The organism is Bhargavaea massiliensis, from assembly GCF_018390575.1.
Taxonomy (GTDB): domain Bacteria; phylum Bacillota; class Bacilli; order Bacillales_A; family Planococcaceae; genus Bhargavaea; species Bhargavaea massiliensis.
The window spans coordinates 332714-356867 of the sequence record NZ_JAHBCJ010000003.1 but is presented as its reverse complement, the minus strand read 5'-3'; the positions used below and the strand labels follow the sequence as shown (position 1 = coordinate 356867).

Here is a 24154-nt window from a genome sequence, read left to right as displayed (position 1 = left end):
TCCCATCTCCCTTTTTGTCGTTATAGCGGCACATGTTCTTTACGGTAAAGGATATATTCATTCAGGAGGCTGTCTTTTCTCCGGACATCGGCCAGCATATAGCCCGTGCGGAATGCTTCTGTGAAAATCCCTCTCGTCTTTTTCCGCCAGTCGATGGCCAGTGCCATGTCTTCTTTGCGCATCGCTTGGAAATCGGCCGGGACAGGGACCACGAAGGCATCCGCATCCGGGACGCTTCCCGCCTCATCAAGCACAGGCTGCCCGGATCCGCTGAACGACACCGTGTACGGGTGCGCCGCGGTTAATTCCGGCTGGCGGATGCCATCCGTCACGCGCGTGCTGTCGATCCACCAGTCCAGCCGGAAGCGGTCCGTCGGAAGCCCTGCGTTCAGCGGATCCTTCATCTCGCCGTAGCAGTTTTCCCAGTACGTGCTGACCACTCCGCCGAGCTTGCGGATGTTGAGATAGGCATTGCGGCTTTCCAGAGGATCGAATGTCCACTGGATCCAGTCATAGCCGATCTCTCTCGCGAGTTCCGCCTGGTGCCTCTTGATCGCCGCACCGAGCCCCGAATGCCGGTATTCAGGCAGGAGGGCCAGCATGTGCGAACACAGATAAGGCCGCTTTCCGTCAAAACCGGCAAAGCTGTACTGAAAGCCCACCGCCTGACCCCCGATAAAGGCACCGATCAGAAGGCCCCCGTTTTTCATCGCGGTCATAAACTGCTGGGGCGGCGTAGCACTTCCCCAGACCGCCCGCTCCAGTTCTGAAGCCTGAGGAACTTCTTCCTTCTCAAATGACCGGATTACCGGCTGCTCCATCTCCATCCCTCCCGCGTGTTTCAGATGCCTTCCACATAATAAAATCCATTGTCGATTTCCCGCGCTTCGACTTGCCTTTTTTGCACAGCCGCAGGATTTTTCACGCATGCGGCTGCCACAAGCGCGTTCAGGAACGAAAAGAGCGGCGCCGCCTTGTCGATTGTCGAACTTCCGGACTCGATTGAAAACAGCACGTCGCAGTACTCTGAAACCGGGGCCGTCGGCGAGTCACTGACGCCGATGATGAAGGCGCCCCGCTTTTTTGCAAGGCTCGAGATCTCAAGCGTCTCTTTCAGATAGCGGTGGAAGCTGAAAACGATTACGACGGAACGGCTGTCCGTCCGGACCATTGAAAGGGCCGGGTCTTCCGCCTGAGGATGCATGACATGGACGTCATCGCGGACGAACCTGAGCATAAGCGCCAGCCATGAGGCTGCAGGGTATGATGCCCGCAGGCCGAGCACGGATAGGTTCCCGGCAGTGAGAATCTCACGGACAGCCCGGTCAAACTGTTCCGGGTCGATGTTGCGCGCCGTCTCGGCGATGGCCCGCTGGTCCCGCTCCATGACTTTCTCGAAAATCAGGCCTTCCTCGCCAATCGTCAGCTTGTCATTCTGGTAATCCGAAAAGCTGCTTTCCGGCGTATACAGTTCTTCCCTGATCGCCTTCTGCAGTGCCGGATAACCGGTGAATCCCATGTTGTAGCTGAATCGGATCACCGTCGACTCGCTAGTCCCGGTCCGCTCCCCAAGCTCGGAGCCCGAACAGACTGCCACTTCATGAGGCCGCTCCATTACATACTCCGCAACTTTCCGCTGTCCCCTCGGCAGCTTCAGAATCTCCCTATGGACCAAACCTTTCAACATCATTCCTTCACCCCCTTCGACTCTATGTAAACCTCGCAACATCAAGAAGCCCGAAACTCAACGGAAACAAGTTCCCCGGACAACTTTGAAGCAAATCCTGCAACTTTCTTCCATTAATGAAGGAAATCCTTCAATCTGTTTTTTACACTATCATGATTAGGTAGCAACCGCAATATATTTCTGAATATTATCTTTCCTTTTGGCGGGAGAGCGTTATATAAAAACGGACAGGCCCTGCATTGTGCTGCAGGTCCTGTCCGGTTGCCGTAACGGTAAGGTAATAGTGTGATTTCCCTGTAATTCCCCAGGCAGAAAGGGAACACTCACTTAACAGCAGCCATCACTCCCCGGCTTTCACTTCATCCGCCAGTTGCCTGATCAGGGAGCGGTTCCGCTCTTTAAAGCGCTCGTTGTGAGAAGAGACCATGCCGCGGTCATGAGCTTCCGGGTCAACATATGTTTTGGCACGGTTGACAGCATTGACGGCATCCTGGAATGCACCGACCAGAAGGTTCACCTTGCCTGCGTAGGAGAGACAGTCACCTGCCGCAAAAATGCCCGGGACAGAGGTGGCAGCATCCGCCGCTCCCTCAAAGAAATGCCCGTCTTTCCGAATCGGTTCGGAGCCGGCCCCAAACTCAAGTGTCGCATCCCGTTCATAGCCATGGCTGACGACGACATCATCCACTTCTACGCGGGTGAGGGCGCCCGTATCCGTGTCCTTCAGTTCCACCATCTCGATCCGGGTTTTCGCGCCATCGGCAAGCAACCGGTGAATCGCCACATTCAGCAAGATATCCGTGCCACTCCGCCTCACCTTTTCCACCTGTGCCTCATGCGCGCAGAAATTGTCCCTGCGGTGGACGAGGATCACTTTCGCCGCGATGCCGGACAGCTCGTCCGCCCAGTCAACCGCCGCATCGCCTCCGCCCGAGATCAGCACGGTTCTGCCCGTGAAGGTCGCGAGTGAAGGCATGGTGTAATGAAGATTGTCCATCTCCGCCACGGCAGCGCCCTGAAGCCGAAGCTTCTGGGGCGTCACGATTCCGCCGCCGTTCGCCATGATGATGGCTTTGGACAGGTGGACCCGTCCAAAGTGATCCTCCGTCTCGAACAGTCCCCGGCCGTTTTTCCGTATCGACGTGATTTTCGTATTTGTGAGGACTTCCGGGCCGAACGTTTTCCCCTGTTCAATCAGTTGCCTCCGGAACGTCTCTCCCTGGAGCGGAGGCTGGCCGCCCGCATCCCAGATCATCTTTTCCCGGAACAGACAAATCTTGCCGCCGAGTTCTTCCCTTGCCTCGATCAGTCTCACGTCCATGCCGCGAAGGCCGCTGTAAAATGCCGAATACAGCCCTGCCGGCCCACCGCCGATAATCGTCACATCCCGGATTGGTTCTGTCATGCCGATTCCTCCCTCTCCTGCTCCAGAAAACAGTTGACACCAATACACTTTGGCTTTATCATCTGAAATTGAAAATCATTCTCACCGATAATCATTTTCATTGAGAATAACACGTTTCATTCCAAAAAGAAAGGAGTAATCCGATATGCAACTGCTCGCCGAACAGATCCGGGTCGGCTACGGGGACACACCGATCGTACACGGGATGGACATTTCATTCCCCGAAGGGAAAATCACGACCATCATCGGGTCGAACGGATGCGGCAAATCAACGCTCCTGAAGGCGATCACGCGCATCATCCCCCACCAGGACGGTGCTGTCCTGCTTGACGGCGCCAATATCCGGTCGATGGACACGAAAGCGCTCGCGAGGAAAATGGCGATCCTTCCCCAGACACAGGACAGCGCGAACGGCCTCCTGGTCGGAGAACTCGTCGCCTATGGCCGGTTCCCCTACCAGAAAGGATTCGGGCGGCTGAGCGCGGAAGACCGGCGCATGGTCGACTGGGCACTGGAGGCGACCCGCATGGATGAATTCCGTGACCGGCCGGTAGATGCCCTGTCCGGCGGGCAGCGGCAGCGGGCCTGGATTGCGATGGCCCTCGCCCAGGACACCGGAATCATCTTCCTGGATGAGCCGACCACCTACCTGGACATGGCCCACCAGCTTGAGGTGCTCGAGCTTCTTCAGAAACTGAACCGGGAAGAGGGCCGGACAATCGTCATGGTGCTGCATGACCTCAACCTGGCCGCGCGCTTTTCCGACCATCTGATTGCCCTTTCCGCGGGAAGGCTCGTCAAGAGCGGGCCGCCTGAAGAAGTCCTCGTCCCTGACGTGCTGAAAAAAGTGTTCCGCATCGATGCGGTCATCGGAAAAGACCCGAGAACCGGGACCCCCTTCTGCATGACGTACGATCTGATCAAATAAATGACTATCCGAAGGAGAATCTCCATGAACAAGAAACTGCTTTTGATCCTCACCCTTTTCATGACCATTGCGCTTGCTGCATGTGCGTCAGGCGCTACCGATGGCAAAAAGGACGGCGCGGAAGAAAAAACAGACTCCGACACCATCGTCTACGAATCGGAAACCGGGCCCGTTGAAGTGCCGGCCGACCCTCAGCGCGTCGTTGTCCTGTCTTCCTATGCAGGCGACCTGATCAAGCTCGGCGTGCCGATCGTCGGCGTCGACTCCTGGTCGGCAGGCAACCCGAACTTTGATGAAGCCCTGAAAGACGCAGAAGTCGTTTCCAATGAAGACATTGAGAAAATCATCGAACTGGAGCCCGACCTGATCATCGGCCTGAACAATATCCAGAACGCCGATAAACTGGAGAAGATCGCACCGACCGTCCTCTTTACCTACGGCAAAAACGACTACCTCCAGCAGCACATCGAGGTCGCCAAAGTCGTCAACAAAGAAAAGGAAGCCACTGAATGGGCTGAAGATTTCAAAAAGCGTGCAGAAGACCTTGGCACGCGCATCAAAGAGAAGATCGGCGAAGACGCTACCGTCACAGTCGCGGAAAACTTTGAGAAGCAACTGTACCTGTTCGGCGACAACTGGGGACGCGGCACCGAAATCCTCTACCAGGCTATGGGCCTGAAGATGCCGAAGAAGGTTGAAGACGTTGCGCTTGAGCCCGGTTACTTCGCGATCTCCCAGGAAGTGCTCGGGGACTATACCGGCGATTATCTGATCTTGAGCCTGACGGAAGATCAGGACACCTCGTTCACGGACGCCGAGTGGTTCAAAGAAATCCCGGCTGTGAAAAACGGAAATCTGATCATTGCCGATGCCAAAAAAGCTTATTTCAATGATGCCCTGACGCTGGATGACCAGCTGGATTTCTTTGAACAGGAATTTCTCGGAAACAAATAACAGAAGAAAAGCGGCCAATTTTACGGGCCGCTTTTCCGTTGATTGAGGAAAGTGATCAAACGATATGACCACTAAACGATTTCTTCCATTTCCAATACAGCTTGCGTTCGGCGGCCTTCTTGTGGCCGCATCCTTTGTCGCGGCGCTGACGCTTGGGGCCGCGGATACCGGCATCCGTGATGTGTGGCAGGCGGTGTTCTCATCGGCCGGCGAGCATGCGGCTATTCTCCGCGAACTGCGAATTCCGCGTGTAGTGGCGGCCATCTTCACCGGAGCGGCGCTCGGTGTCGCGGGCGCGATCATGCAGGGAGTGACCCGCAACCCGCTGGCGGACCCCGGCCTCCTCGGGCTCACTTCCGGTGCGAACGCCGCGCTAGCCCTGTCGCTGGCACTGATTCCCGGCATTCCCTACCTCGGAATCCTTGCCGCCTGCTTTGTCGGTGCCGCTGCCGGCATGATCTTGGTCTTCGGGATCGGCGCGTCCAGCCGGGGCGGCATGTCTGCGATGCGTCTGGTCGTCGCGGGCGCCGCTGTCTCGGCTTTTCTTCAGGCTGTCGCGGACGGAACGGGAATCGTCTTCCAGATTTCCAAGGATGTATCGCTCTGGACGGCGGGCGGCCTCATGGGCACAACCCCGAAAGCGCTCATCGTCGTCCCGTTTATCGCGATCGGGCTGATCGGCGCCATTGCCGTCAGCAGACAGCTGACCATCCTCAGCCTCCAGGAAGACGTCGCAGCCGGGCTGGGCCAGCGGGTATTCCTGATGAAAGCCATCATGATGGGCATCACTGCCCTTCTCGCAGGCGCTGCCGTCGCCCTTGTCGGCAATCTGGCGTTTGTCGGCCTGATCATCCCGCATATCGTGCGGACCTTCAGCGGTTCGGATTATACACGGATCATCCCGATGAGCGCCCTGCTCGGCTCTGTGTTCATGGTGCTTGCCGATCTGGCGGGCCGTACCTTGAATGCGCCATTCGAGACGCCGGTCGTCGCCATCACCGCACTGATCGGCCTCCCCTTTTTCCTCGTGATCGTCCGGAAAGGAGGGCTCCGGGATGCGTAATCTGAAAAAACGCCGGCCGCTCCGCCGGACACTTTTGCTCGCCGTACTGTTCGTCGCTGTCCTCATCGCCGCCCTCTCGGCAGGCGCTGCCGGTGTGACGATCGACCGTCTTCTCCCCGTCCTGACCGGCAACGGCACGTTCAAGGAGTCCTTCATCCTGCTGGAAGTCCGTTTGCCGAGGATTGCGGTGCTCGTGCTTGCGGGGGTAGCGCTTGCGGTATCCGGGTCGATCCTGCAGACCGTCACGCGGAATGACCTGGCGGACCCGGGCATTATCGGGATCCATTCCGGAGCGGGATTCGCCATCACCGTGTTTTATCTGTTTGCCGGTGGAGACATCCCGTATTACGCCTATCTGCTTCCGGCAGTCGGCTTTGCCGGAGCCATCGTGACGGCCGCCCTCATCTACTTGTTCTCGGTTGAGAAAGGGCGGGGGCTGCGCCCGATGCGCCTTCTTCTGGTCGGAATCGGATTTGCTTCCGCCCTGTCCGGCGGCATGATGCTCCTCATCTCCGGCGCTGAGCGCCAGGAGGCCGCATTTGTCGCACAGTGGCTCGCCGGAAGCGTATGGGGCGCCGATTGGCCGTTTGTGCTTGCCCTCCTGCCGTGGATCATTGTGCTCGTCCCTTTTGTCCTGTACCGGTCGAACACGCTCAATATCCTGGCGCTCGGCGAACCTTCGGCGATCGGTCTCGGCCTGAAGCTGACCCGGAGCCGGATGAGTTTAATCGCGATCTCCGTCGCCCTTGCCGCAGCCGCCATCTCCGTCACCGGCTATATAGCCTTTATCGGGCTGATGGCCCCGCATATCGCCAAGGCCATCGCCGGGCCGCGCCACCAGCATTACCTGCCGGCGGCGTTACTGATCGGCGCGGGTCTCCTCCTCGCAGCGGACACGATCGGCCACTCTATCCCGGCCTTCACCGTCCCGGCCGGTATCATTGCCGCCCTCATCGGCGCACCGTACTTCCTTTATCTGATGAGGAAGAGCGGATGAATCCGCAGATTACATTGAGACGTTGACATACTGAGGCGAGACGTTGCTATACTGATGTGAACCGTTGACATACTGAGGTGAAACGTTGCTATACTCTATTGAGACGTTCACATACTCAAGTGGCCGCCCCCTATACAAGCTCAAAAAAAAACCAGCAGCCGTCCGCCGGCTGCTGGTTTTCTCATTCACGCGAAAGTCGCGATCCATTCTTTGATTTCCATCCCGCGTGCGCCTTTTTCGACGTACGGGTCCTGCTTGGCGACTTCCTCCGCAGCTTCCAGTGACTCGGCCTGATAAATTACCATGCCGCCGGAGCCGTCGGCAAACCGGCCCTTTGCTTTCACATTGCCCTTCTCAATCTGCTCATCCAGAAACGCCAGATGGTCCGGACGCAGTGTTTGGCTCAGTTCCTCGTTTTTCATCGGCAGATAAACCACATAATAAGACATCCTGTTTCCCCCATTCCACTCGTTGTCCGTTCCATTATATCGCTTTACGGACACTGTGGGAATGAGGGGATGGTCAGGCTTTGACCGGTGCTTTCCGGGCGACGCCCGTCCGGACCGCGGCTTCCGCGACTGATTTCGCCACCGCGTCCGCAACCCGCACGTCAAACGGATCCGGGATGATCCGGTCATCGGTGAGTGCCGTGCGGCCGATCAGGTCCGCGATCGCGTGGGCAGCGGCACGTTTCATTTCCTCGTTCACTTCGCTCGCACGCACACTGAGCGCGCCCCGGAAGATACCAGGGAATGCGAGAATGTTATTGACTTGGTTCGGGAAGTCCGAGCGGCCCGTCCCGACGATGCGGGCACCGGCAGCTTTTGCCTCATCCGGCATGATCTCCGGAACCGGATTTGCCATCGCGAAGATGATCGGCTCCTCCGCCATCGTGCGGACCATGTCCTGAGTAAGCGCGCCTGCCGCGGATACTCCGATAAATACATCCGCGCCGACGATGACTTCAGCCAGGCTGCCGCTTTTCTTCTCAGGGTTTGTCATCTGTGCGATCGATTCCTTCATCGCATTCATCCGCTCCGCCCGGCCTTCGTAGATCGCGCCTGCCGTATCGCACATGACAATCTGTTCCACGCCGAATCCGAGCAGCAGCTTTGCAATCGCCACACCTGCCGCACCCGCGCCGTTCATGACGACCTTCATGTCGCGGAGTTCGCGCCCTGTGAGCCGAGACGCATTCAGAAGACCGGCAGCGACAACAATTGCCGTCCCGTGCTGGTCGTCGTGGAATACCGGGATATCCAATTCCTCTTTCAGCCGATCCTCGATTTCGAAACATGCGGGAGCCGCAATGTCTTCGAGGTTGATTCCGCCGAATACGCCGGACATCAGCTTGACCGCGTTCACGAACTCATCCGGATCTTCCGTGTCCAGCACGACCGGAAACGCATCCACGCCTCCGAACCGCTTGAACAGTGCCGCCTTGCCTTCCATCACGGGAATCGAGGCTGCGGCACCGATATTTCCAAGGCCAAGTACTGCCGTGCCGTTGCTGATGACGCCGACTGTATGGCCCTTGATTGTATAGTCATAGATGCTTTCCGGGTCCTGCTCGATTTCCAGGCAGGGACCGGCGACGCCAGGCGAATACACCAGGCTCAGGTCACGCTTGGATTCGATCGGGGACTTCAGCGTCACTTCCAATTTTCCTTCCAGTTCCCGATGCAGATTCAGCGCCTCTTCATACTTTTTCACCGGTCTCCACTCCTTTAGCTCATTATCAGAGCAAATTTTAAAATAATACATCTCATTGTATCGGCGATATATCAGAAAATCAACCGGATCAGAATATTTCCGGACAGGAGGCACATATTCCTGGATAAACCGCATGTTTTTGTATAAAACAAACATGACCTCTAATTCCCTTTAAACTGTGCAATCCTGAAAAAACGATTCACTGAACAAAATGACGCTTTCCTTTCATTCTGATAGCATGGAAACCAGACTTGGAGGCGGAGCAAAATGGATACAAACAACCTCGAAACAATCACTCAGCAGCTGATTGAGAAGATCATCGAATCGGTACCAGTTGATTGGGACAAGATCATGTTCTATGGTGAAAACCGCGGTGAGCGGGCCGATTACTTTTATTATTTCTTTAGGAAAAACAGCCCGGAATGCCTGCCGGATGCGGAGATGCACTACATCCTCGACCTGGAACCCACGGATTATTACCATGAACAGACGATCGAGATTAAACGCCTGATCCTTAAGCTTGCCGGAGAGTTCGAGGCACTGGGACGGGAACCGTTCAAGACGATGACACTCATGATCGATGACGCCGGTTGCCTGGATCTCAATTATGGGTATGCTCGATTGCGGTATGACCGTGCGGAAGATTACGAGCTGAAGTTCACGAATAAATATGTGGTGCCCGAATGGAAGGCCCGCGGAGGACGTCCGGAAAAAAGCACAATGAGAAGGGTACTCGAGTTCTTCTTCAAATGATCAAAAGCCCGCGATGCCTGATTGGCATCACGGGCTTTTAGGTTAACGGGTCATACTTTGGATCAGATAGCGGATAAAGCGCTCTCCCTCGACCCCGAGGCAGACGTCCATATTCGGCTCACGGCCTGTCACTTTATTGAAATCACAAACGGTCTGGCCGTCGCAGAGGGAACTGTTCGCCTCCACATCGACATAAAGCCGCTCCGTCCGGACAAACGACCGGTCGAGCGCCACCCCGACCGCCAGCGGGTCATGCATGGAACACGCACGGCTTCCGGTCATCTCCTCGTAGCGGTTCATGTACCGGACGGTCGCTTCACGGATAAATTCCCCTTCTGCATTCCCCGCCATTTCCCGGACATGGGGCTCATCAAGAAGCGTCTTTTCCGTGACGTCCAGTCCGACAAGCGTGATCGGAAGGCCGGCCTGGAAGACGATCTTTGCCGCCTCAGGGTCGACGAAGACATTGAACTCCGCCTTGGGCGTGATGTTCCCCGGCGTGTCTAGGGCACCGCCCATGATGATGACTTCCTTCAGCCAGTCTTTGAGCCGTGGTTCCTTACGTACCGCGAGCGCCATGTTCGTCAGCGGGGCAAGGAGGACGAGCGTCAGCCCACCTTGGTGTTTTTTAGCCTGCTCGATGATGAAGTCCGGGGCAAACCCTTCGGATGGCAGTCCGGGCTCCCGATCCCCAAGCGCGCCGCCGATTCCGTCATCGCCATGAACCCTCGCCTCGAAATGGGGCTCGCGCAGAAGCGGACGGTCCGCACCGCGGACGACCGGGATGTCCTCCCGACCGATCAGGCTGAGGACCTTCAGTGTGTTGGCCGTCGCGTTATCCAGCGACGTGTTGCCATTTACGGTTGTCACCCCGACCAGTTCGGATTCCTTGGCCGCGAGCAAAAGCGCAATCGCGTCATCGATTCCTGTATCGACGTCCAATAATAGTTTCTTCATATAATATTCCGCCCTTCTCCATTTCCCGTTTCGTTATAGCAATCCGCAGGCAGTCTAGGCGGATTAACCCGAGACTCCAAATACGGAATCACGGGTCAAAATGTTATTTTTCTTCCCAGTTTCGGCGCATCCTGCGCGTAGAGATATCCGCTTCCCGTACCGGTATGGGGAGTCGGCTTTCGGAGCCTGTAAGCGACAGGACGAGTTCCGTGGATGAATCCAAATCGATTCCGTTGCCTGGCGACACGAACACAGGCTTCACACCGGCTGACGTCCGGACAGCCCGACCCAGGGTCTCCCCGTCCACTATGATGTCCGTGCAGCTGCCCTTTTCCTGTTCCGGTTCCTCGTACTCCGTTTCCGCTATTTTGAAATAGGTTTTTGCGACACCGACAGCCGGTTTGTCGAGAAAAAACGATGCGTGCGCGGCAATCCCCATCCTGCGGGGATGGAGGATGCCGTTTCCGTCAAACAGGAACAGATCCGGCACCGTCTTCAGCTTTCCGGCTGCCTCCACGATCAGCGGCAATTCCCGGAACGTCAGGAACCCGGGAAGGTACGGCATCTCAATTTTCCCGACTGCCTCGGCGCGCTCCACCACCTGCATCGTGGCCGCATCAAAGACGGCAATATGGCAGAAGCCGGTCTCGGATTCGCCCTCGCCGGCATAAGCCAGATCCACCCCGGCCACCGTCCGGAGATCTTCGTGCCGGAGCGGCCGGCTTACATCAATCTGCTTGGCCAGCCGCTCCTGGATATGGATGAACGCCCCCAGATCCGGCCGGAGGAGATGGATGTCATTCACCTGCACAATTGCCACTTCCTTTGCTTAACGTTTCTCATAGTACCCGCGCTGGGACTCGATCAGCCCCAGCATATCAGGGTCCGGTTCTGCTTGTTCACTGATGAGGTTGCCTGAAGCATTCCATTGCTTGTACCGGACGAGGACCCCATAGACATACTCTCCTCGGAAGACGAGTCGCCCCTCGGAATCCCATGCGTGTTCTTCCCCGTTGATCGCTCCGCGGAAGATTCGGCAGACTCGTTCTGGTTGTCCATTCCGGTGAAAGTCCACAGAAATTCCATGCGGAAGGCCTTCTTCATACTCCCCGTAATAAAGCAGTGTTCCGTCCTCTTCATCCAAATCGTAGACCAGTCCGGTGACCGGTTTTCCTTCTCCGGAGTCATCTGACGGGACAAGCAGCCGGTCACTAGGCGGCTCTTCTATCTCCAGTTCTCCGTAATCATAGCCTGTCTCAACCAGCTCATCTTTTGATAGCAATTTCTCGTCCATCAGGAACACCTCATTCCTTCGGCCAACCTCTATTTTCAAGGAAATCGTAGGTCAACCCGGCCGCTTCTTCCGGCCACCGCTCCTGATTCTCACGGCTTCTTTGATTGATGATCGCTATTTCTATTGTATCCGGCTCCGTTTTTTCATCGATCAGCTGGCCCGATCCATCCCATTCACGGAACCGGGCGGAAATGCCATGGATGTATTCCCCGAGGAAAATCAGGTTGCCCTGTTCATCCCATCTGCGCGACCACCCATGGCCTGTGCCATGAAAGACGGTATCCTTACTTTTCAAATTGCCATTCGGATAATAGAAAATAGAGATTCCATGTAGAAGGCCCCCTTGATACTCGCCGTAAAAGAGAAGGTTCTTCTCATCCTCGCTCAGCTCGTAGGCCAGGCCGGTAAACGGTACGTCCCCATCAGGCCGCAGTACCAGGTCGCTCATATATTCCTCAACCAGATTATCCCACGGAACACCTTGCTCCAACACTTCTTCAGGCGTTAACACTCTTATTCTGCTCCATATGTTTCTGATAGAATTCACGGCTTTGCTTAATCATCGTCAATTGACTCTCATCCGGTTCCGTTTTCTCTTCAATAAGTTCACCGGACTCATCCCATCTTTTATATTTCAGCTCATGCCCATACTCATATACTCTCCAGAAAACGAGGCGGCCTTCCTTGTCCCGTTGATGTTGTTCGCCGTGGATCGGCCCGTGGAAATGGGTGTGGGTCTGCTTGACTTGGCCGTTGGGATGGAAGTCCACAGAGATTCCATGTGGCAGTCCATCCGCATACTCCCCGTAGTTCAGGACCGAGCCGTCCCGCTCGCTCAGTTCATAGACCAGCCCATTGACCGGAACGAGGTCGTCCCCGTCCTCACCGGTCCGCACAAACAGCTGGTCGCTCGGCGGCTCCATCTCCAGGTCTTCATAGTCGTAGCCTTTTTCAATCAGTTCCTCTTTTGTGACCAACTTATCGTCCATCCTACATCACCCCAGGGAAGATTTTTGGCGCGCAATCGAACTTTTTCCAATAGTTTACCACAGGTGACAATGCGGCACCTGTACATAGGAAGGGGTGTTATCCGCAAAAAACAGACCTGCCAAAGCAGGTCTGCAGAATTCCATGTGTTTAATTCACAAACCGACCCGAGGCAGCCAGACCTTTGTGGGATTCCCAGTAGTCGTTCCGGAGATGGACCTTCTGGATCTTGCCCGAGGCGGTTTTCGGCAGCTCATTGACGAAGGTCACGCCCGTGACGGCCTTGAAGTGCGCCAGCTTGGAGCGGGAGAAGTCGATGACATCCTGTTCACTCAGACCGGTGCCTTCACGGAGGACGACGTATGCATGCGGGGTCTCTCCCCATTTCTCGTGCGGGACCGCGATGACGGCAGCCTCCACGATGTCCGGGTGCTCATACAGTGCCCCTTCCACTTCAATGGAAGAAATGTTTTCGCCGCCGGAGATGATAATGTCCTTTTTCCGGTCGGTGATGTCGATGTGCCCGAATTCGTCAATGGTGCCCATGTCCCCCGTGTGGAGCCAACCATTCCGAAGTGCTTCCGCTGTTGCTTCTTCGTTTTTCCAGTAGCCTTTCATGACGCCGTGGCTCCGGACGACAACCTCGCCGATCGACTTGCCGTCATGAGGAACCTCTTCCCCGAAGTCGTTGACAACCCGGACGTCGTTGCCGACCATCGGGTAGCCCGCCTTCGCTTTCAGGCGGACTTTCTCCTCATCAGACAAATGCGCTTCCGTTGAACGGCTCGAGGACGTGAGACTGAGCGGCGATGATTCGGTCATGCCGTACACCTGGATGAATTCCCAGCCCAGCTCGTCTTCGACGCGGCGGATAAAGGCCGGCGGTGGAGCGGAGCCTGCGATGACGATGCGGAGATCGGCCGTTCCGGTCTCCGGCTTCTCGGAATCATAGTATTGCAGCAGAGAGTTGAGGACGGTCGGCGCCATATGCACCGACGTGACCCCGTGGGAATTGATCGCGTCATAAATGGTCTCCGGCCGTGCCTTGCGTAGGCAGACGTGCGTCGCCCCGTTTGCCGTATAGTAGAACGGCGCGCCCCAGCCGTTGACGTGGAACATCGGCAGGACGTGGAGATACGTATCCGTATCATACACCCGGAGATGGTGCATCAGCGACATCGCGTGCAGGTAGTTGTTCCGGTGCGTCAGCATGACGCCCTTCGGATTGCCGGTCGTCCCGCTTGTATAAAGCAGGCTCGCGACGTCGTCCTCCTCGAGCTCCGCCCGGTTAAACGGCTCTTCCGGGAACTGAGCCAGCCAATCGTCGTAAGACGTCTCTTCAGTCTCTCCGTCATGATAATGCACAATGATCCGCTCGACGGTTTTGAACTGGTCCTTTACCGGCTCAATCAGATGAAGCAGATCCTGGTCGGCAAACAGCACCTTGGATTCGCTATGGTTGAGGATGAACAGGTAATCCTCCGGCTTGAGTCGAATATTGAGGGGCACCATGACGGCGCCTGTCTGATAGATTCCGTAGAATCCTTCCAGCATCTCCAGAGTGTTCGGAGCGAGGTAAGCGACACGGTCCCCCTTCTGCACGCCGAGCGAGCGGAGGCCATGGGACAGGCGGTTTACCCGCCTGCCCAGCTCGTTATAGGTCAGCCTGCGCCCCTCATCGTGGTCAATCACGGCCGGCTTCTCCCCGTACAGACGCACTGCGCGGTCCAGGAAGTCAGTCAATATCAGCGGTACATTCATGTCTGCTCACCTCTTGTTGGAATATTGAACTTTCTGATAAATAAAATTATATCATCTGTTGTATATCAACCTTCCTTTAGTTGCCAAGAGAGCGTTTTCTTGATTAAATGACCGTCTGAACTGTATGAATACAGAATTCACTGAAAACTTGTTTATTCCCGGAGAATCGAGAAATGTTCTCTCTCATGGCATGTTACTTGCATCCACATTGATGAACAACTATAAGGGAGGAAATGACATGAGCACACCTATTGCAAAAACTGATACCGTTGATTTTTATCATGGTCGTGAAATCCGAGACCCCTATCGCTGGCTAGAGGAATCAACGCATCCCGATACGGAAGCCTGGGCAGATAATCAGAATCAGAAAACACGCACCTATTTTGATTCGCTTACCGTTCGTAATACCATCCAGAAAAAGCTTGCCGGGCGCTGGAATGCCGTAAAATTCTTTACACCCGAAAAAGTGAACGGCGAATATTTCTATCAGAAAAATAACGGTCTGCAGAACCAGCCTGTGCTCTACCGTTCACACAACCTCTCAGATTCAACGCCTGACAAGGTGATTGACCCGAACGAGATAAATCCGGAAGGCACGACTGCACTGACCGCACTTTCATTCAGCGGAAAAGGATCATGGCTCGCATATGCCCTGTCGGAAAACGGAAGCGACTGGCAGACTATCCGGATCCGCAACCTTGAAACCGGCAAAGACCTCCCGGAAATCATCCGATGGGCCAAGTTTACGGACATCGCATGGACAGAGAATGAGACTGGCTTTTACTATAGCCGTTACCCCGAACCGGGCACTGTGCCGGAAGAGGATGGAAGCAACTACAACCGGCTTTATTTCCATCGGCTGAATACCCCTCAATCTGAAGACCGCCTGATTCATGAACGGCCTGATGACAAGGAACTGTCGTTCAGTGCTACCTTCACCGATGATCATCGTCACCTTATTCTCCAATCATGGAAAGGCACTGAAAACAAGAGCCGCCTCTACTACCGGGAGGCAACTTCCGATGGGGACTTCCTCCCCCTCGCCCCTGACGGTGATGGCTACTACTCTTTCCTGGGGAATTCGGAAGGCCGGTTCATCCTCTACACCACTGCCGGCGCCCCAAATGGGAGGATCATCTCGGTTGATCCGGAACATCCGGAAAAAGAGCACTGGCAGGAAATCATTCCTGAGCAGGAAAATGTTCTCTACTTCCCGAAACTCGCCGGGAACCACCTGATTGCGGCTTATATGGAACATGCCTGGCACCGTGTTGAACTGTACAGGACGGATGGAACTCATGTCAGAAGACTCGACTTGCCCGAAATGATCTCGGTATCGAACATTCAGGTATCCAAAAAAGAAGGTGAAGTGCTGATCGGCTATACGTCCTATCTCACTCCCACGACGATTGCCCGATACACGATTGAATCGGATGAATTGGTCACCGTTCTGGTGCCGGAAGGCGGATTGGATCCTGACCTGTACACCACCCGGCAGGTTTTCTATCCTTCTACGGACGGCACACAGATCCCGATGTTCATCACCAGCCGGAAAGACCTGTCGCCCGACGGATCCCACCCGGTACTCCTGTATGGTTACGGTGGCTTCAACATCAGCATGACGCCGGCATTCAACGCCTCGAACGCCATGTTCATCGAGGACGGCGGCATCTATGCCGTGGCGAATATCAGGGGCGGCGGGGAATACGGCGAGGACTGGCACCAGGGCGGTACATTCGGCAACAAGCCACAAGTGTTCGACGACTTCATTTCGGCTGCGGAATGGCTGATTGCGGAAAAGTGGACGAAACCCGAGAAGATCGCCATCATGGGCGGAAGCAATGGCGGCCTGCTTGTGGCAGCCTGCCTGAACCGAAGACCCGAGCTGTACGGCGCGGTCATCTGCCAGGTTCCGGTGACCGATATGCTCAGGTACCATAAGTTCACGGTCGGCCGATTCTTGACCTCGGAATTCGGCCATCCGGAGGAAAATGAAGAAGATTTCCGGAATATCATTGCATATTCCCCGCTGCACAACATTAAAGAACGTGAACATCCTCCCGTTCTGATCACAACCGCGGATACCGATGACCGTGTCGTCCCGCTCCACGCGATGAAGTACGCAGCTGCGATGCAGGAAGCCCAAAAGGGGGATGCCCCCATCCTGCTACGGATCGAGAAGGATGCAGGACATGGGCTCGGCAAACCGGTGTCAAAAATCATTGACGAACATGCGGACATCTATTCATTTCTCTATATACAACTAAATATGATCCAATGAAGAATGGCGGTTCTCGAAAAGAGGACCGCCTTGCCCATTTATTCCAACTTGGAAAAATACAGTAATTAGGTCAATAGCAAATTAGTGATTCCAAATCCCTAGGATAGTAGGTTAGTAATTCCACACCTTCCTCTGTAACGAGTACCGTATCCGAATGCCGGAACCCACCCAAACCTTTTACGAATACACCAGGTTCTACGGTAAATACCATTCCAGGCTCTAATATTGTATGATCACCGAGATCAAAAAAAGGTGCTTCATGCATTAATAACCCAATAGCGTGACCAGTATGATGAGGGCAATATTGTCGTATTCCATTTTCATCTATAAATCTTTGAACCTCTTTGTCAACAGCAGATGCTGGTATCCCTGGCTTAATATTTTTAAATGCGGTTTCTTGAGCTTCGCACATTAGCTTAAAATACTTTTCCTGTTCTGAGCTAACATCTTCTACAAACATTGTTCGCTCCAATTCACTTTGATATCCCCAGACATCGGCAGCTGCCCAAGTGACTAGGTTGTCTCCTTTCTTTATTGTGGCATTTTGTGTTACTACATGTGGAAATGCTGAAAGCTCTCCTATTTGACCACGAAAAGAGGCATGGGCCGGCTGGCCGTAAGGCCTATATTCACGCCCTAATGCATTTATCATAGCTAACGAAGCTTCATGGCTTGCTGAACTGGAAACCTCCAGCTCATTTAATCCAGCTTTCACATTTTTCTGTAGTAGTTTATGAGCTAAGTTACCCCAACGACATGACTCTTTTATCAACTCAATTTCATTTTGTGATTTCACGTATCTCATCTTTTCAACCCAACCTTGAATTGACTTGAAGTTAGCGTCAATAATTTCACTAAGCTTCGGCCCTACATAACCATAGGGGGAACTGTAACCATCTCCGTCTATTCCTACATTCTTATTGACGAATCCAGTTTCCGTTAAAATGCCTTTTAAATATTCCATTGGATGGAGAATACCGGGATATTCAGGATATGAATAGATTTCATCTACATAAGCAATCTCACCAGCATAGTCTATTTCCAGCGCAGGTATAAAAAGATTCGTCTTTCCAAGTGGGTCGATAAATAGGCAGATCGGTCGTTCGGTTGAAATAAAGTTAAAGTCCGAAAGGTAGAATATATCGGTTTGATTAAACAGAATTGCCCCATCTAGCCCATTATTTTGGAGTTCTTTTACGAGTCTGCTTTGTCTCTCCAATATCTCTTCTTTTGATATATTTAGTCTCAATTCCACATCTCCCTATAAGATCTTTATTACCCGTGTATTGAAATTGCCCTATTCACAAATCCTTTATATTGCTTCGACTTTGATATTTGATAGACCATGATTTACAACAATTTCTCCGTCTTTAAAAACCTGGTTCACTTTATCCAAGTGTGATAAATCATCGATAGGATTACCGGCCAATAAAATAAGATCAGCCTTATAACCCTTCTCAATCCTGCCAACGTTCATATCTAATATCTTTCCGGCATTAACCGTTGCAGTTTTCAAAACAGCTTTCGTGTCAGGCATCAGCTCATGCATCGCGTATAATTCATCCTTTAACGCATGGTGGGAGGTACCCGGCGAACCCGCATCAGAACCCGCCCCGACCAGCACGCCGCTATTAAAGTATTTTTTGAATGCCGCAGCATGAATTTCTGTGATTTCTCTCGCTTTTTCCTTTGCATATTCCGGAATTTCTTTCATGGAAGCGAGCTGTTGGTAAACATAGAGAGTAGGAATCCATGCTGCTCCCCGCTCTTTCATCAGCGCCACTAACTCATCATCCAGGTAATGCCCATGCTCGATTGTATCGATGCCGGCAAGCAGTGAATTCCGGATGCCATCCCTGCCGATTGCATGGGATGCCACCTTAAGCCCGAAGCGGTGTGCTTCATTGGCGATGGTCTGCAGCTCCTCGGGATTCAGCTCGGAATGGCCGACCTGCTCCCCTTCGTCACGTCCGTATGCGCCACCGGTCGCACTCACCTTGATCACCTGGGCGCCCTTATAGATCTGCTCACGGACACCTTTCAGCGCCTCATCTTTCCCGTCCACAAACCGGGCCCAGAACGGATCATGCCCGCCGGTCATCGTCAGTGTCTTCCCGCTTGCAATCACATCCGGCCCCGGAACCAGCCCCCTTCGGATGCTTTTGGCCACATGCAGTGCGATATCATCAACCGAACCGATGTCGCGTACTGTGGTGATGCCATGCTCCAGGTAATGCCTGCAGTTGGCTACCGCCCGGATCAGCATCTGCTCGTAACCTTCTAACTCAAGGGTCGCCACCGGGTCGGCAGAACCGTCCCACATCATATGGATGTGAAGGTCAATCAGGCCGGGTATGAGTAGATGACCGCGACCATCGTGTACTAGAGCCCCCTCGGGAATTTCAGAATCTGAGATGACCTCATGGATGATGCCATCCTTCACCCAAACAGCCTTGTTTCGTACAAGCTCTAAGTCCTCACCTGCAAGAAGCCTGATGTTTGAAATAATATAATCCACTGCCGAACTCCTTTCATGGTTTACGTTATTCGAATTTCCTTACCACTTAGGACCTCCTTATAGTTGTTACTGCAAAATTCATGCCACTTTCGACACAGTAAATCTAATGGTAATTAAGCTTCCAAAACGCTTTTAACGAAGTGTTGCTGTCAGTTTTTTATACAACCAGCAAATACTTTGTTAAATTTTCTGAACACTTTTAAATACTAATAAGCGGTTTCTTGTGCGTTTTTGAAAATATGTCGGAATATTAGCTCTCGCAATGCGTTCGTATCCTCCCTATTTATCATTGCACCCAATAATGCCGGGAAAAGTGGGCAACAGCCTATGGCGGACGTCAATAACTTGCACGTGATAAGTAAGCTTGGCATGCTTTTTGCTTTATAAAGAAAGTACAGTAAATCATATAGAAAGGAAGTCATCGCTCTTGGTTACAGTATTAGAAAATCGTGTTCAAATATTTATGGAGAAGCTTCTTTCTCAAAGGGTTGATTATGTTTTACTTACCTCCCCCTATAGCATCTTTTATTTCACAGGCTTTCTCTCCGACCCTCATGAGCGCTTTATGGGACTTCTGTTTGACCAGAAGAACGGCAACACCTCTCTCTACGTCCCACTTTTAGATGAAGAAGCTGCCAGACAAGCAGTCCCCAATATTCAGGTCACACCCATTTCGGATGAAGAGGATCCAATGACTGTTATCAGTCAAGAAATCCCCAAGCCTTGCGGTGTACTGGGTATTGAAGCCAACACACTGAGTTATGGTAGGTTCCAAGCCCTATCCAACAATTTCTCTCCTGAGGAGGTGATTGACATCACCCCGTCAATCAACGAATTGCGCCTCCATAAATCAATAGTAGAGATCACTTCTATAAAAGAAGCCATCCGCATTATTGAGAAAGTCATGGATGAGGGGATCCGGAAAGTAAAGCCGGGCATGACGGAAGCTGAACTCACCGCCGAGCTGGAATATCTTATGAGAATGCATGGTGCAGACGGCCCATCATTCTCCACGATTGTCCTTTCGGGTGAGAAAGCCGCCCTGCCGCACGGATCTCCCGGCGACCGGAAAATCACAACGGGAGACTTCCTGCTGATTGATATGGGTGTCATCAAGAACGGTTACTGCTCGGATATCACCAGAACCTTTGTTATTGGCGAACCTACAGAAGAGCAGCAGCAAATCTATGACATCGTCCGCCGGTCTAATGAAGCAGGAATCGAAGCTTCCCGGGCCGGGGTTCCACTCTGCAGCATCGACTCGGCTGCCAGGAAAGTGATCGAAGACGATGGATATGGGGACTACTTTAACAACCGGGTCGGACACGGAGTCGGTATTGAAGTGCATGAGGCCCCTTCCGTACATGCGAAAAATGAGAGCCTGGCAGAACCGGGCAATGTGTTCACGATTGAACCCGGCATCTACATTCCCGGGTACGGCGGGGTCAGGATCGAGGATATCGTCCATATCACCGAAGACGGCCAGGCCGAGGTGCTCACCTCCTTCCCTAAAGACCTACGGATCATTGGACACTGAGAAAACTGCAAACCCGGCAGCTTATGCTGCCGGGTTTCTTTCGTAGAATAATGTCGAACTACTCTGTCATCTGTGGTAAGCTATTTCAAAGAAACCGCTTTCACATGATTGCAACAGAGGGGAGAGATTGATATGCAGCTTACGATGACACAACGCCAGGAACTGAAGCTCATCATGACGATGGAGCTCAGGCAGGCCATCGAACTTCTACAATATTCCACTTTTGAATTGGAACAGTTTATCAGGGAGCAGGAAGCGGAGAATCCGCTCATCGAGCTGAAAGACCGCAACGCATCCGTTTCCTTTGATGCTCCCACTTCGAGAACTGCAGGCGGAGAAGGCTTAAGGACCGACTGGCTAAAAGCCCCGGATGCCCTTTATCGGGACGACCTGGTTTCCATGGTCCGGCTCAACTTTTCTGATGAAGAATCAGTCCTGCTCCTTTCCTACCTGATTTTGAATCTGGACGACAACGGTTATCTCATCCTGCCCGAAAACTGCGGCATCGAAGAGGAGATCCTGACAGCCGGCATTCATATGCTTCAGGAAATCGGACCGGCAGGCATCGGAGCACGTAATCTTCAAGAATGCCTTTTGCTTCAGCTGGATGAAGAAGAGGACCAGGTGGCCCGGCAGATGGTCAGCCACTGCTTTGCCCTCCTCACTTCACGTAAATGGAAAGAGATTGCCCAGCTGCTTCAGGTTACGCTCACTGATGTGAAATCGGCGTTTGACCGCATCCGGACACTTAATCCGAAACCATGCTCACTGATCAATGACCACCAGACGGATTACACCTTCCCGGATGTCATTGTCGTTGAACGGGAAGGCAACCTGGAGTTCAGCCTGAATGACGGTCACCTGCCTGAAGTGACGCTGAACACCGATTATCTCCCCTACCTGGATTCCAAGAACGAAGTCGGAAACTATCTGACGGAACGGCACAAACAGTACCGCTGGCTTCTCAGCAGTCTCGAACAGCGCCGGGAAACCCTCATCAAGATCGTCCGGGTCCTTGCGCAAAAACAGCAAGCCTTTTTCCTTAAGGGCCCTGAGGCGCTTAACCCGCTGACGATGCGGGAAGTTGCCGAGGAGATCGGGATGCATGAATCCACGATCAGCCGGGCAACTGCCAACAAGGTCATCAGGACACCGGCGGGCACTTTTGAGATGAAGCTGCTCTTCTCCTCGAAACTGGAGTCCGACGGCGGAGTGTCCGTTTCACAAAACAAAGTGAAAACACTGCTCAGGCAATACATCGACCAGGAAAACAAGCACCGGCCCCTGTCGGATCAAAAGTTGGCGGAACACTTCAAGAAGGAGCACGGCATCACAGTCTCGCGCCGGACAATCAGTAAGTACCGGGATGAATTGAACATTCCTTCATCCTCACAGCGAAAAGACATTATCATCTGAACCGAACAAGACCGGAAGGGACAGCTCCCCTCCGGTCTTGTTTATTGCTTTTCCGAAAAGTGGCCCAGCCAATAGCGGTTCAGCAGAATGGCAATCCCTCCGATCAAGGATGCCTTAAAGATCAAAAGCTGTCCCATGCCATAAGCTGATAACCCTAAGATTAGCAAGGCTCCCCCCAAGCAGGCCGTAATTCGGACACACCGATGAAGGCGCCCTCCTGACGCCCGCTGAACAGCACGCTCCATTGCCCACATCAAAACAATGAGGAGCAATACCGCCCCGGACGCAACCCCCAAAAACTCAACTAGCGTAATCATTTCCTCATCCCCTTTTTTGAGAACATCCATCCCCCTCTACTATACATTCTTAAAATGAATAACTATTTAGTTTATTTTATTTCTTCGGATCTTTAATGTTAACAAACACACTTTTCACCTCAGTGTAATTGGCGAGTCCGTAATCACCGCCCATTTCCCGGCCGACTCCGGACTGCTTGTATCCGCCGAACGGCATCGTTTCCCATTCCAGTCCGAAATCATTGATCCAGACCGTCCCTGACTGAAGTTTGCCCGCGATAGAATGGCCGGACTTGATATTGGTCGTCCAGACGCTTGCCGCCAGGCCGTAATCACTGTCATTGGCCCGCTTGATGACTTCCTCAACCGTATCAAACGGGAAAACAGCCATGACCGGCCCGAAAATCTCTTCGCGCGCAATCGTCATATTGTCTTCGACATCCGCAAAGATGGTCGGCCGGACGAAGTACCCTTTTTCTCCGGCCTTAGTGCCACCGGAAACGAGACGGGCCCCTTCTTCCTTCCCCTTCTCGATATACTCAAGTACGGTCTTCTGCTGCTTCGCGGAAACGAGCGGTCCCATTTCGGTTTCGGGATCCAGTCCCGGGCCGACTTTCAGTGCATCTGCCCGTTCAGCCAGTTCATCAACGACCTGATCGTAGAGGCTGCGGTGCACATAGACCCGTGTGCAGGCACTGCAGTTCTGGCCGTGATTGTACATGGTCCCGTTAAAGACGCCTTCGATCGTCTCGTCCAGGTCGGCGTCCTCGAGCACAATAGCAGGTGATTTACCGCCGAGCTCGAGCGTTACCCCTTTAATTTGATCAGCAGCCTTTTTCATGACTTCCTTGCCGACCGCGGTCGATCCGGTGAAGGCCACTTTGTCCACATCCGGATGGGTGAGGATGGCTTCTCCCGCCACGCGTCCGGCTCCGGGAACGACATTCACGACTCCGTCAGGGAACCCGGCTTCTTTAAAGAGCTTGGCTGCATACAAAAGAGACAGCGGTGTCTCGCTTGCCGGCTTGATGACAACCGTGCAGCCGACTGCAAGTGCGGAACCGAGCTTCCATGCCGCCATTGCAAGCGGGAAGTTCCAAGGAATAATCTGCCCAACGACACCGACAGGCTCGTGAACCGTATACGTCACATAATCCGGTGAAACTTGCGTAGTTTTACCGAATATTTTCGTCGCCCAGCCGGAGTAATAGCGGAAATGCTGGACCGTTCCGTCGACGTCATCCGCAAGAGCCGTTGCATATGGTTTCCCATTATCCAAAGACTCAAGCTGCGCGAGTTCTTCGCGATGCTCTTCGAGAAGGTCTGCGAACTTGTAGATCAGATGCGACCGTTCCGCCGCTTCCATCTTCGTCCATTCGCCTTCGTCAAATGCCTTCCGTGCAGCGGCTACCGCTTTGTCGATATCTTCTTTCTGGGCTTCGCTGACTTCAGCGATGACGTCTTCCGTCGCGGGATCAAGCACCGGAAACGTTTTTCCGCTCTCGGACGGAACATATTCCCCATTAATATAGAGCCCCTTGACCCCATCCAGAAACTCCTGGACCCTCGGTTTCAGTTCATAATTGACTGCTTGCATGTCCTCTCCC

The 24154-nt window shown here is 53.5% G+C and carries 23 protein-coding genes; 8 read left to right on the top strand and 15 right to left on the bottom strand.

Features of this window, described 5'->3' with window-relative positions; all coding sequences use genetic code 11:
* Positions 1-20: 20 nt before the first annotated feature.
* The 3 genes from KHA84_RS15505 to KHA84_RS06575 all read right to left on the bottom strand — a co-directional run bounded on the left by KHA84_RS15505 (position 21) and on the right by KHA84_RS06575 (position 3092).
* Positions 21-821 carry a GNAT family N-acetyltransferase gene (locus KHA84_RS15505; protein ID WP_213422731.1) on the bottom strand — a complete coding sequence of 267 codons (801 nt, stop codon included), beginning with the start codon at positions 819-821 and terminating at the stop codon, positions 21-23.
* Positions 822-841: 20 nt separating this feature from the next.
* Positions 842-1690 (bottom strand): MurR/RpiR family transcriptional regulator, encoded by an 849-nt coding sequence (locus tag KHA84_RS06580; protein WP_213422730.1) that lies wholly within the window; start codon positions 1688-1690, stop codon positions 842-844.
* A gap of 337 nt (positions 1691-2027) precedes the next feature.
* Complete coding sequence (locus KHA84_RS06575; protein ID WP_213422729.1) at positions 2028-3092, bottom strand: NAD(P)/FAD-dependent oxidoreductase; 1065 nt, start codon at positions 3090-3092, stop codon at positions 2028-2030.
* A gap of 145 nt (positions 3093-3237) precedes the next feature.
* On the opposite strand from KHA84_RS06575, the gene KHA84_RS06570 reads away from it, so the two are divergent.
* The 4 genes from KHA84_RS06570 to KHA84_RS06555 all read left to right on the top strand — a co-directional run bounded on the left by KHA84_RS06570 (position 3238) and on the right by KHA84_RS06555 (position 7034).
* Positions 3238-4020, top strand: a complete 783-nt coding sequence (locus KHA84_RS06570; protein ID WP_213422728.1) for an ABC transporter ATP-binding protein — start codon at positions 3238-3240, stop codon at positions 4018-4020.
* A 24-nt stretch (positions 4021-4044) separates the two neighbouring features.
* Positions 4045-4974 (top strand): iron-hydroxamate ABC transporter substrate-binding protein, encoded by a 930-nt coding sequence (locus KHA84_RS06565; RefSeq protein ID WP_213422727.1) that lies wholly within the window; start codon positions 4045-4047, stop codon positions 4972-4974.
* A gap of 64 nt (positions 4975-5038) precedes the next feature.
* Positions 5039-6037 carry a FecCD family ABC transporter permease gene (locus KHA84_RS06560; RefSeq protein ID WP_213422726.1) on the top strand — a complete coding sequence of 333 codons (999 nt, stop codon included), beginning with the start codon at positions 5039-5041 and terminating at the stop codon, positions 6035-6037.
* Complete coding sequence (locus KHA84_RS06555; protein WP_213422725.1) at positions 6030-7034, top strand: FecCD family ABC transporter permease; 1005 nt, start codon at positions 6030-6032, stop codon at positions 7032-7034. The genes KHA84_RS06560 and KHA84_RS06555 overlap by 8 nt, the downstream gene beginning before the upstream one ends.
* Positions 7035-7219: 185 nt before the next feature.
* Here the strand turns inward: KHA84_RS06555 and KHA84_RS06550 are convergent, their stop codons facing one another.
* Both KHA84_RS06550 and KHA84_RS06545 read right to left on the bottom strand, forming a co-directional pair.
* Complete coding sequence (locus KHA84_RS06550; RefSeq protein WP_213422724.1) at positions 7220-7483, bottom strand: YciI family protein; 264 nt, start codon at positions 7481-7483, stop codon at positions 7220-7222.
* Between the two features lie 73 nt (positions 7484-7556).
* Positions 7557-8747, bottom strand: coding sequence for an NAD(P)-dependent malic enzyme (locus KHA84_RS06545; RefSeq protein WP_213422723.1), 1191 nt, complete (start codon positions 8745-8747; stop codon positions 7557-7559).
* A gap of 267 nt (positions 8748-9014) precedes the next feature.
* Here KHA84_RS06545 and KHA84_RS06540 point away from each other — a divergent pair, with 267 nt between their 5' ends.
* Positions 9015-9500 carry an immunity protein YezG family protein gene (locus KHA84_RS06540; protein WP_213422722.1) on the top strand — a complete coding sequence of 162 codons (486 nt, stop codon included), beginning with the start codon at positions 9015-9017 and terminating at the stop codon, positions 9498-9500.
* A 42-nt stretch (positions 9501-9542) separates the two neighbouring features.
* On the opposite strand, the gene KHA84_RS06535 is transcribed toward KHA84_RS06540, so the two are convergent.
* The 6 genes from KHA84_RS06535 to KHA84_RS06510 all read right to left on the bottom strand — a co-directional run bounded on the left by KHA84_RS06535 (position 9543) and on the right by KHA84_RS06510 (position 14499).
* Entirely contained in the window at positions 9543-10457 is a 915-nt protein-coding gene (locus KHA84_RS06535; RefSeq protein WP_213422721.1) for a nucleoside hydrolase, read from the bottom strand.
* Positions 10458-10560: 103 nt separating this feature from the next.
* Positions 10561-11268 carry an endonuclease V gene (locus tag KHA84_RS06530; RefSeq protein ID WP_419465583.1) on the bottom strand — a complete coding sequence of 236 codons (708 nt, stop codon included), beginning with the start codon at positions 11266-11268 and terminating at the stop codon, positions 10561-10563.
* 18 nt (positions 11269-11286) lie between these two features.
* Positions 11287-11751, bottom strand: a complete 465-nt coding sequence (locus KHA84_RS06525) for a toxin-antitoxin system YwqK family antitoxin (RefSeq protein WP_213422719.1) — start codon at positions 11749-11751, stop codon at positions 11287-11289.
* Positions 11752-11761: 10 nt separating this feature from the next.
* Positions 11762-12262 (bottom strand): toxin-antitoxin system YwqK family antitoxin, encoded by a 501-nt coding sequence (locus KHA84_RS06520; protein ID WP_213422718.1) that lies wholly within the window; start codon positions 12260-12262, stop codon positions 11762-11764.
* Positions 12249-12740, bottom strand: coding sequence for a toxin-antitoxin system YwqK family antitoxin (locus KHA84_RS06515; protein ID WP_213422717.1), 492 nt, complete (start codon positions 12738-12740; stop codon positions 12249-12251). The genes KHA84_RS06520 and KHA84_RS06515 overlap by 14 nt, the downstream gene beginning before the upstream one ends.
* Before the next feature lie 148 nt (positions 12741-12888).
* Complete coding sequence (locus KHA84_RS06510) at positions 12889-14499, bottom strand: long-chain-fatty-acid--CoA ligase (protein ID WP_213422716.1); 1611 nt, start codon at positions 14497-14499, stop codon at positions 12889-12891.
* Between the two features lie 238 nt (positions 14500-14737).
* Between KHA84_RS06510 and KHA84_RS06505 the strand changes: the two genes are divergently transcribed.
* Complete coding sequence (locus KHA84_RS06505; RefSeq protein ID WP_213422715.1) at positions 14738-16780, top strand: prolyl oligopeptidase family serine peptidase; 2043 nt, start codon at positions 14738-14740, stop codon at positions 16778-16780.
* 70 nt (positions 16781-16850) lie between these two features.
* Here KHA84_RS06505 and KHA84_RS06500 read toward each other — a convergent pair whose 3' ends face one another.
* A complete protein-coding gene (locus KHA84_RS06500) occupies positions 16851-18035 on the bottom strand; it encodes a M24 family metallopeptidase (RefSeq protein WP_419465582.1) in 1185 nt (394 codons plus the stop codon).
* A 57-nt stretch (positions 18036-18092) separates the two neighbouring features.
* Positions 18093-19298 carry a metal-dependent hydrolase family protein gene (locus tag KHA84_RS06495; protein WP_213422713.1) on the bottom strand — a complete coding sequence of 402 codons (1206 nt, stop codon included), beginning with the start codon at positions 19296-19298 and terminating at the stop codon, positions 18093-18095.
* A 427-nt stretch (positions 19299-19725) separates the two neighbouring features.
* Between KHA84_RS06495 and KHA84_RS06490 the strand changes: the two genes are divergently transcribed.
* Both KHA84_RS06490 and rpoN read left to right on the top strand, forming a co-directional pair.
* On the top strand, positions 19726-20835 hold the full coding sequence (locus KHA84_RS06490; protein WP_419465587.1) for a M24 family metallopeptidase: 1110 nt from the start codon (positions 19726-19728) through the stop codon (positions 20833-20835).
* Positions 20836-20967: 132 nt separating this feature from the next.
* A complete protein-coding gene (rpoN, locus tag KHA84_RS06485; protein ID WP_213422712.1) occupies positions 20968-22251 on the top strand; it encodes an RNA polymerase factor sigma-54 in 1284 nt (427 codons plus the stop codon).
* Positions 22252-22292: 41 nt separating this feature from the next.
* Here the strand turns inward: rpoN and KHA84_RS06480 are convergent, their stop codons facing one another.
* Positions 22293-22598, bottom strand: coding sequence for a hypothetical protein (locus KHA84_RS06480; RefSeq protein WP_213422711.1), 306 nt, complete (start codon positions 22596-22598; stop codon positions 22293-22295).
* Positions 22599-22644: 46 nt separating this feature from the next.
* On the bottom strand, positions 22645-24144 hold the full coding sequence (locus KHA84_RS06475; protein ID WP_213422710.1) for an aldehyde dehydrogenase family protein: 1500 nt from the start codon (positions 24142-24144) through the stop codon (positions 22645-22647).
* Positions 24145-24154: the final 10 nt, after the last annotated feature.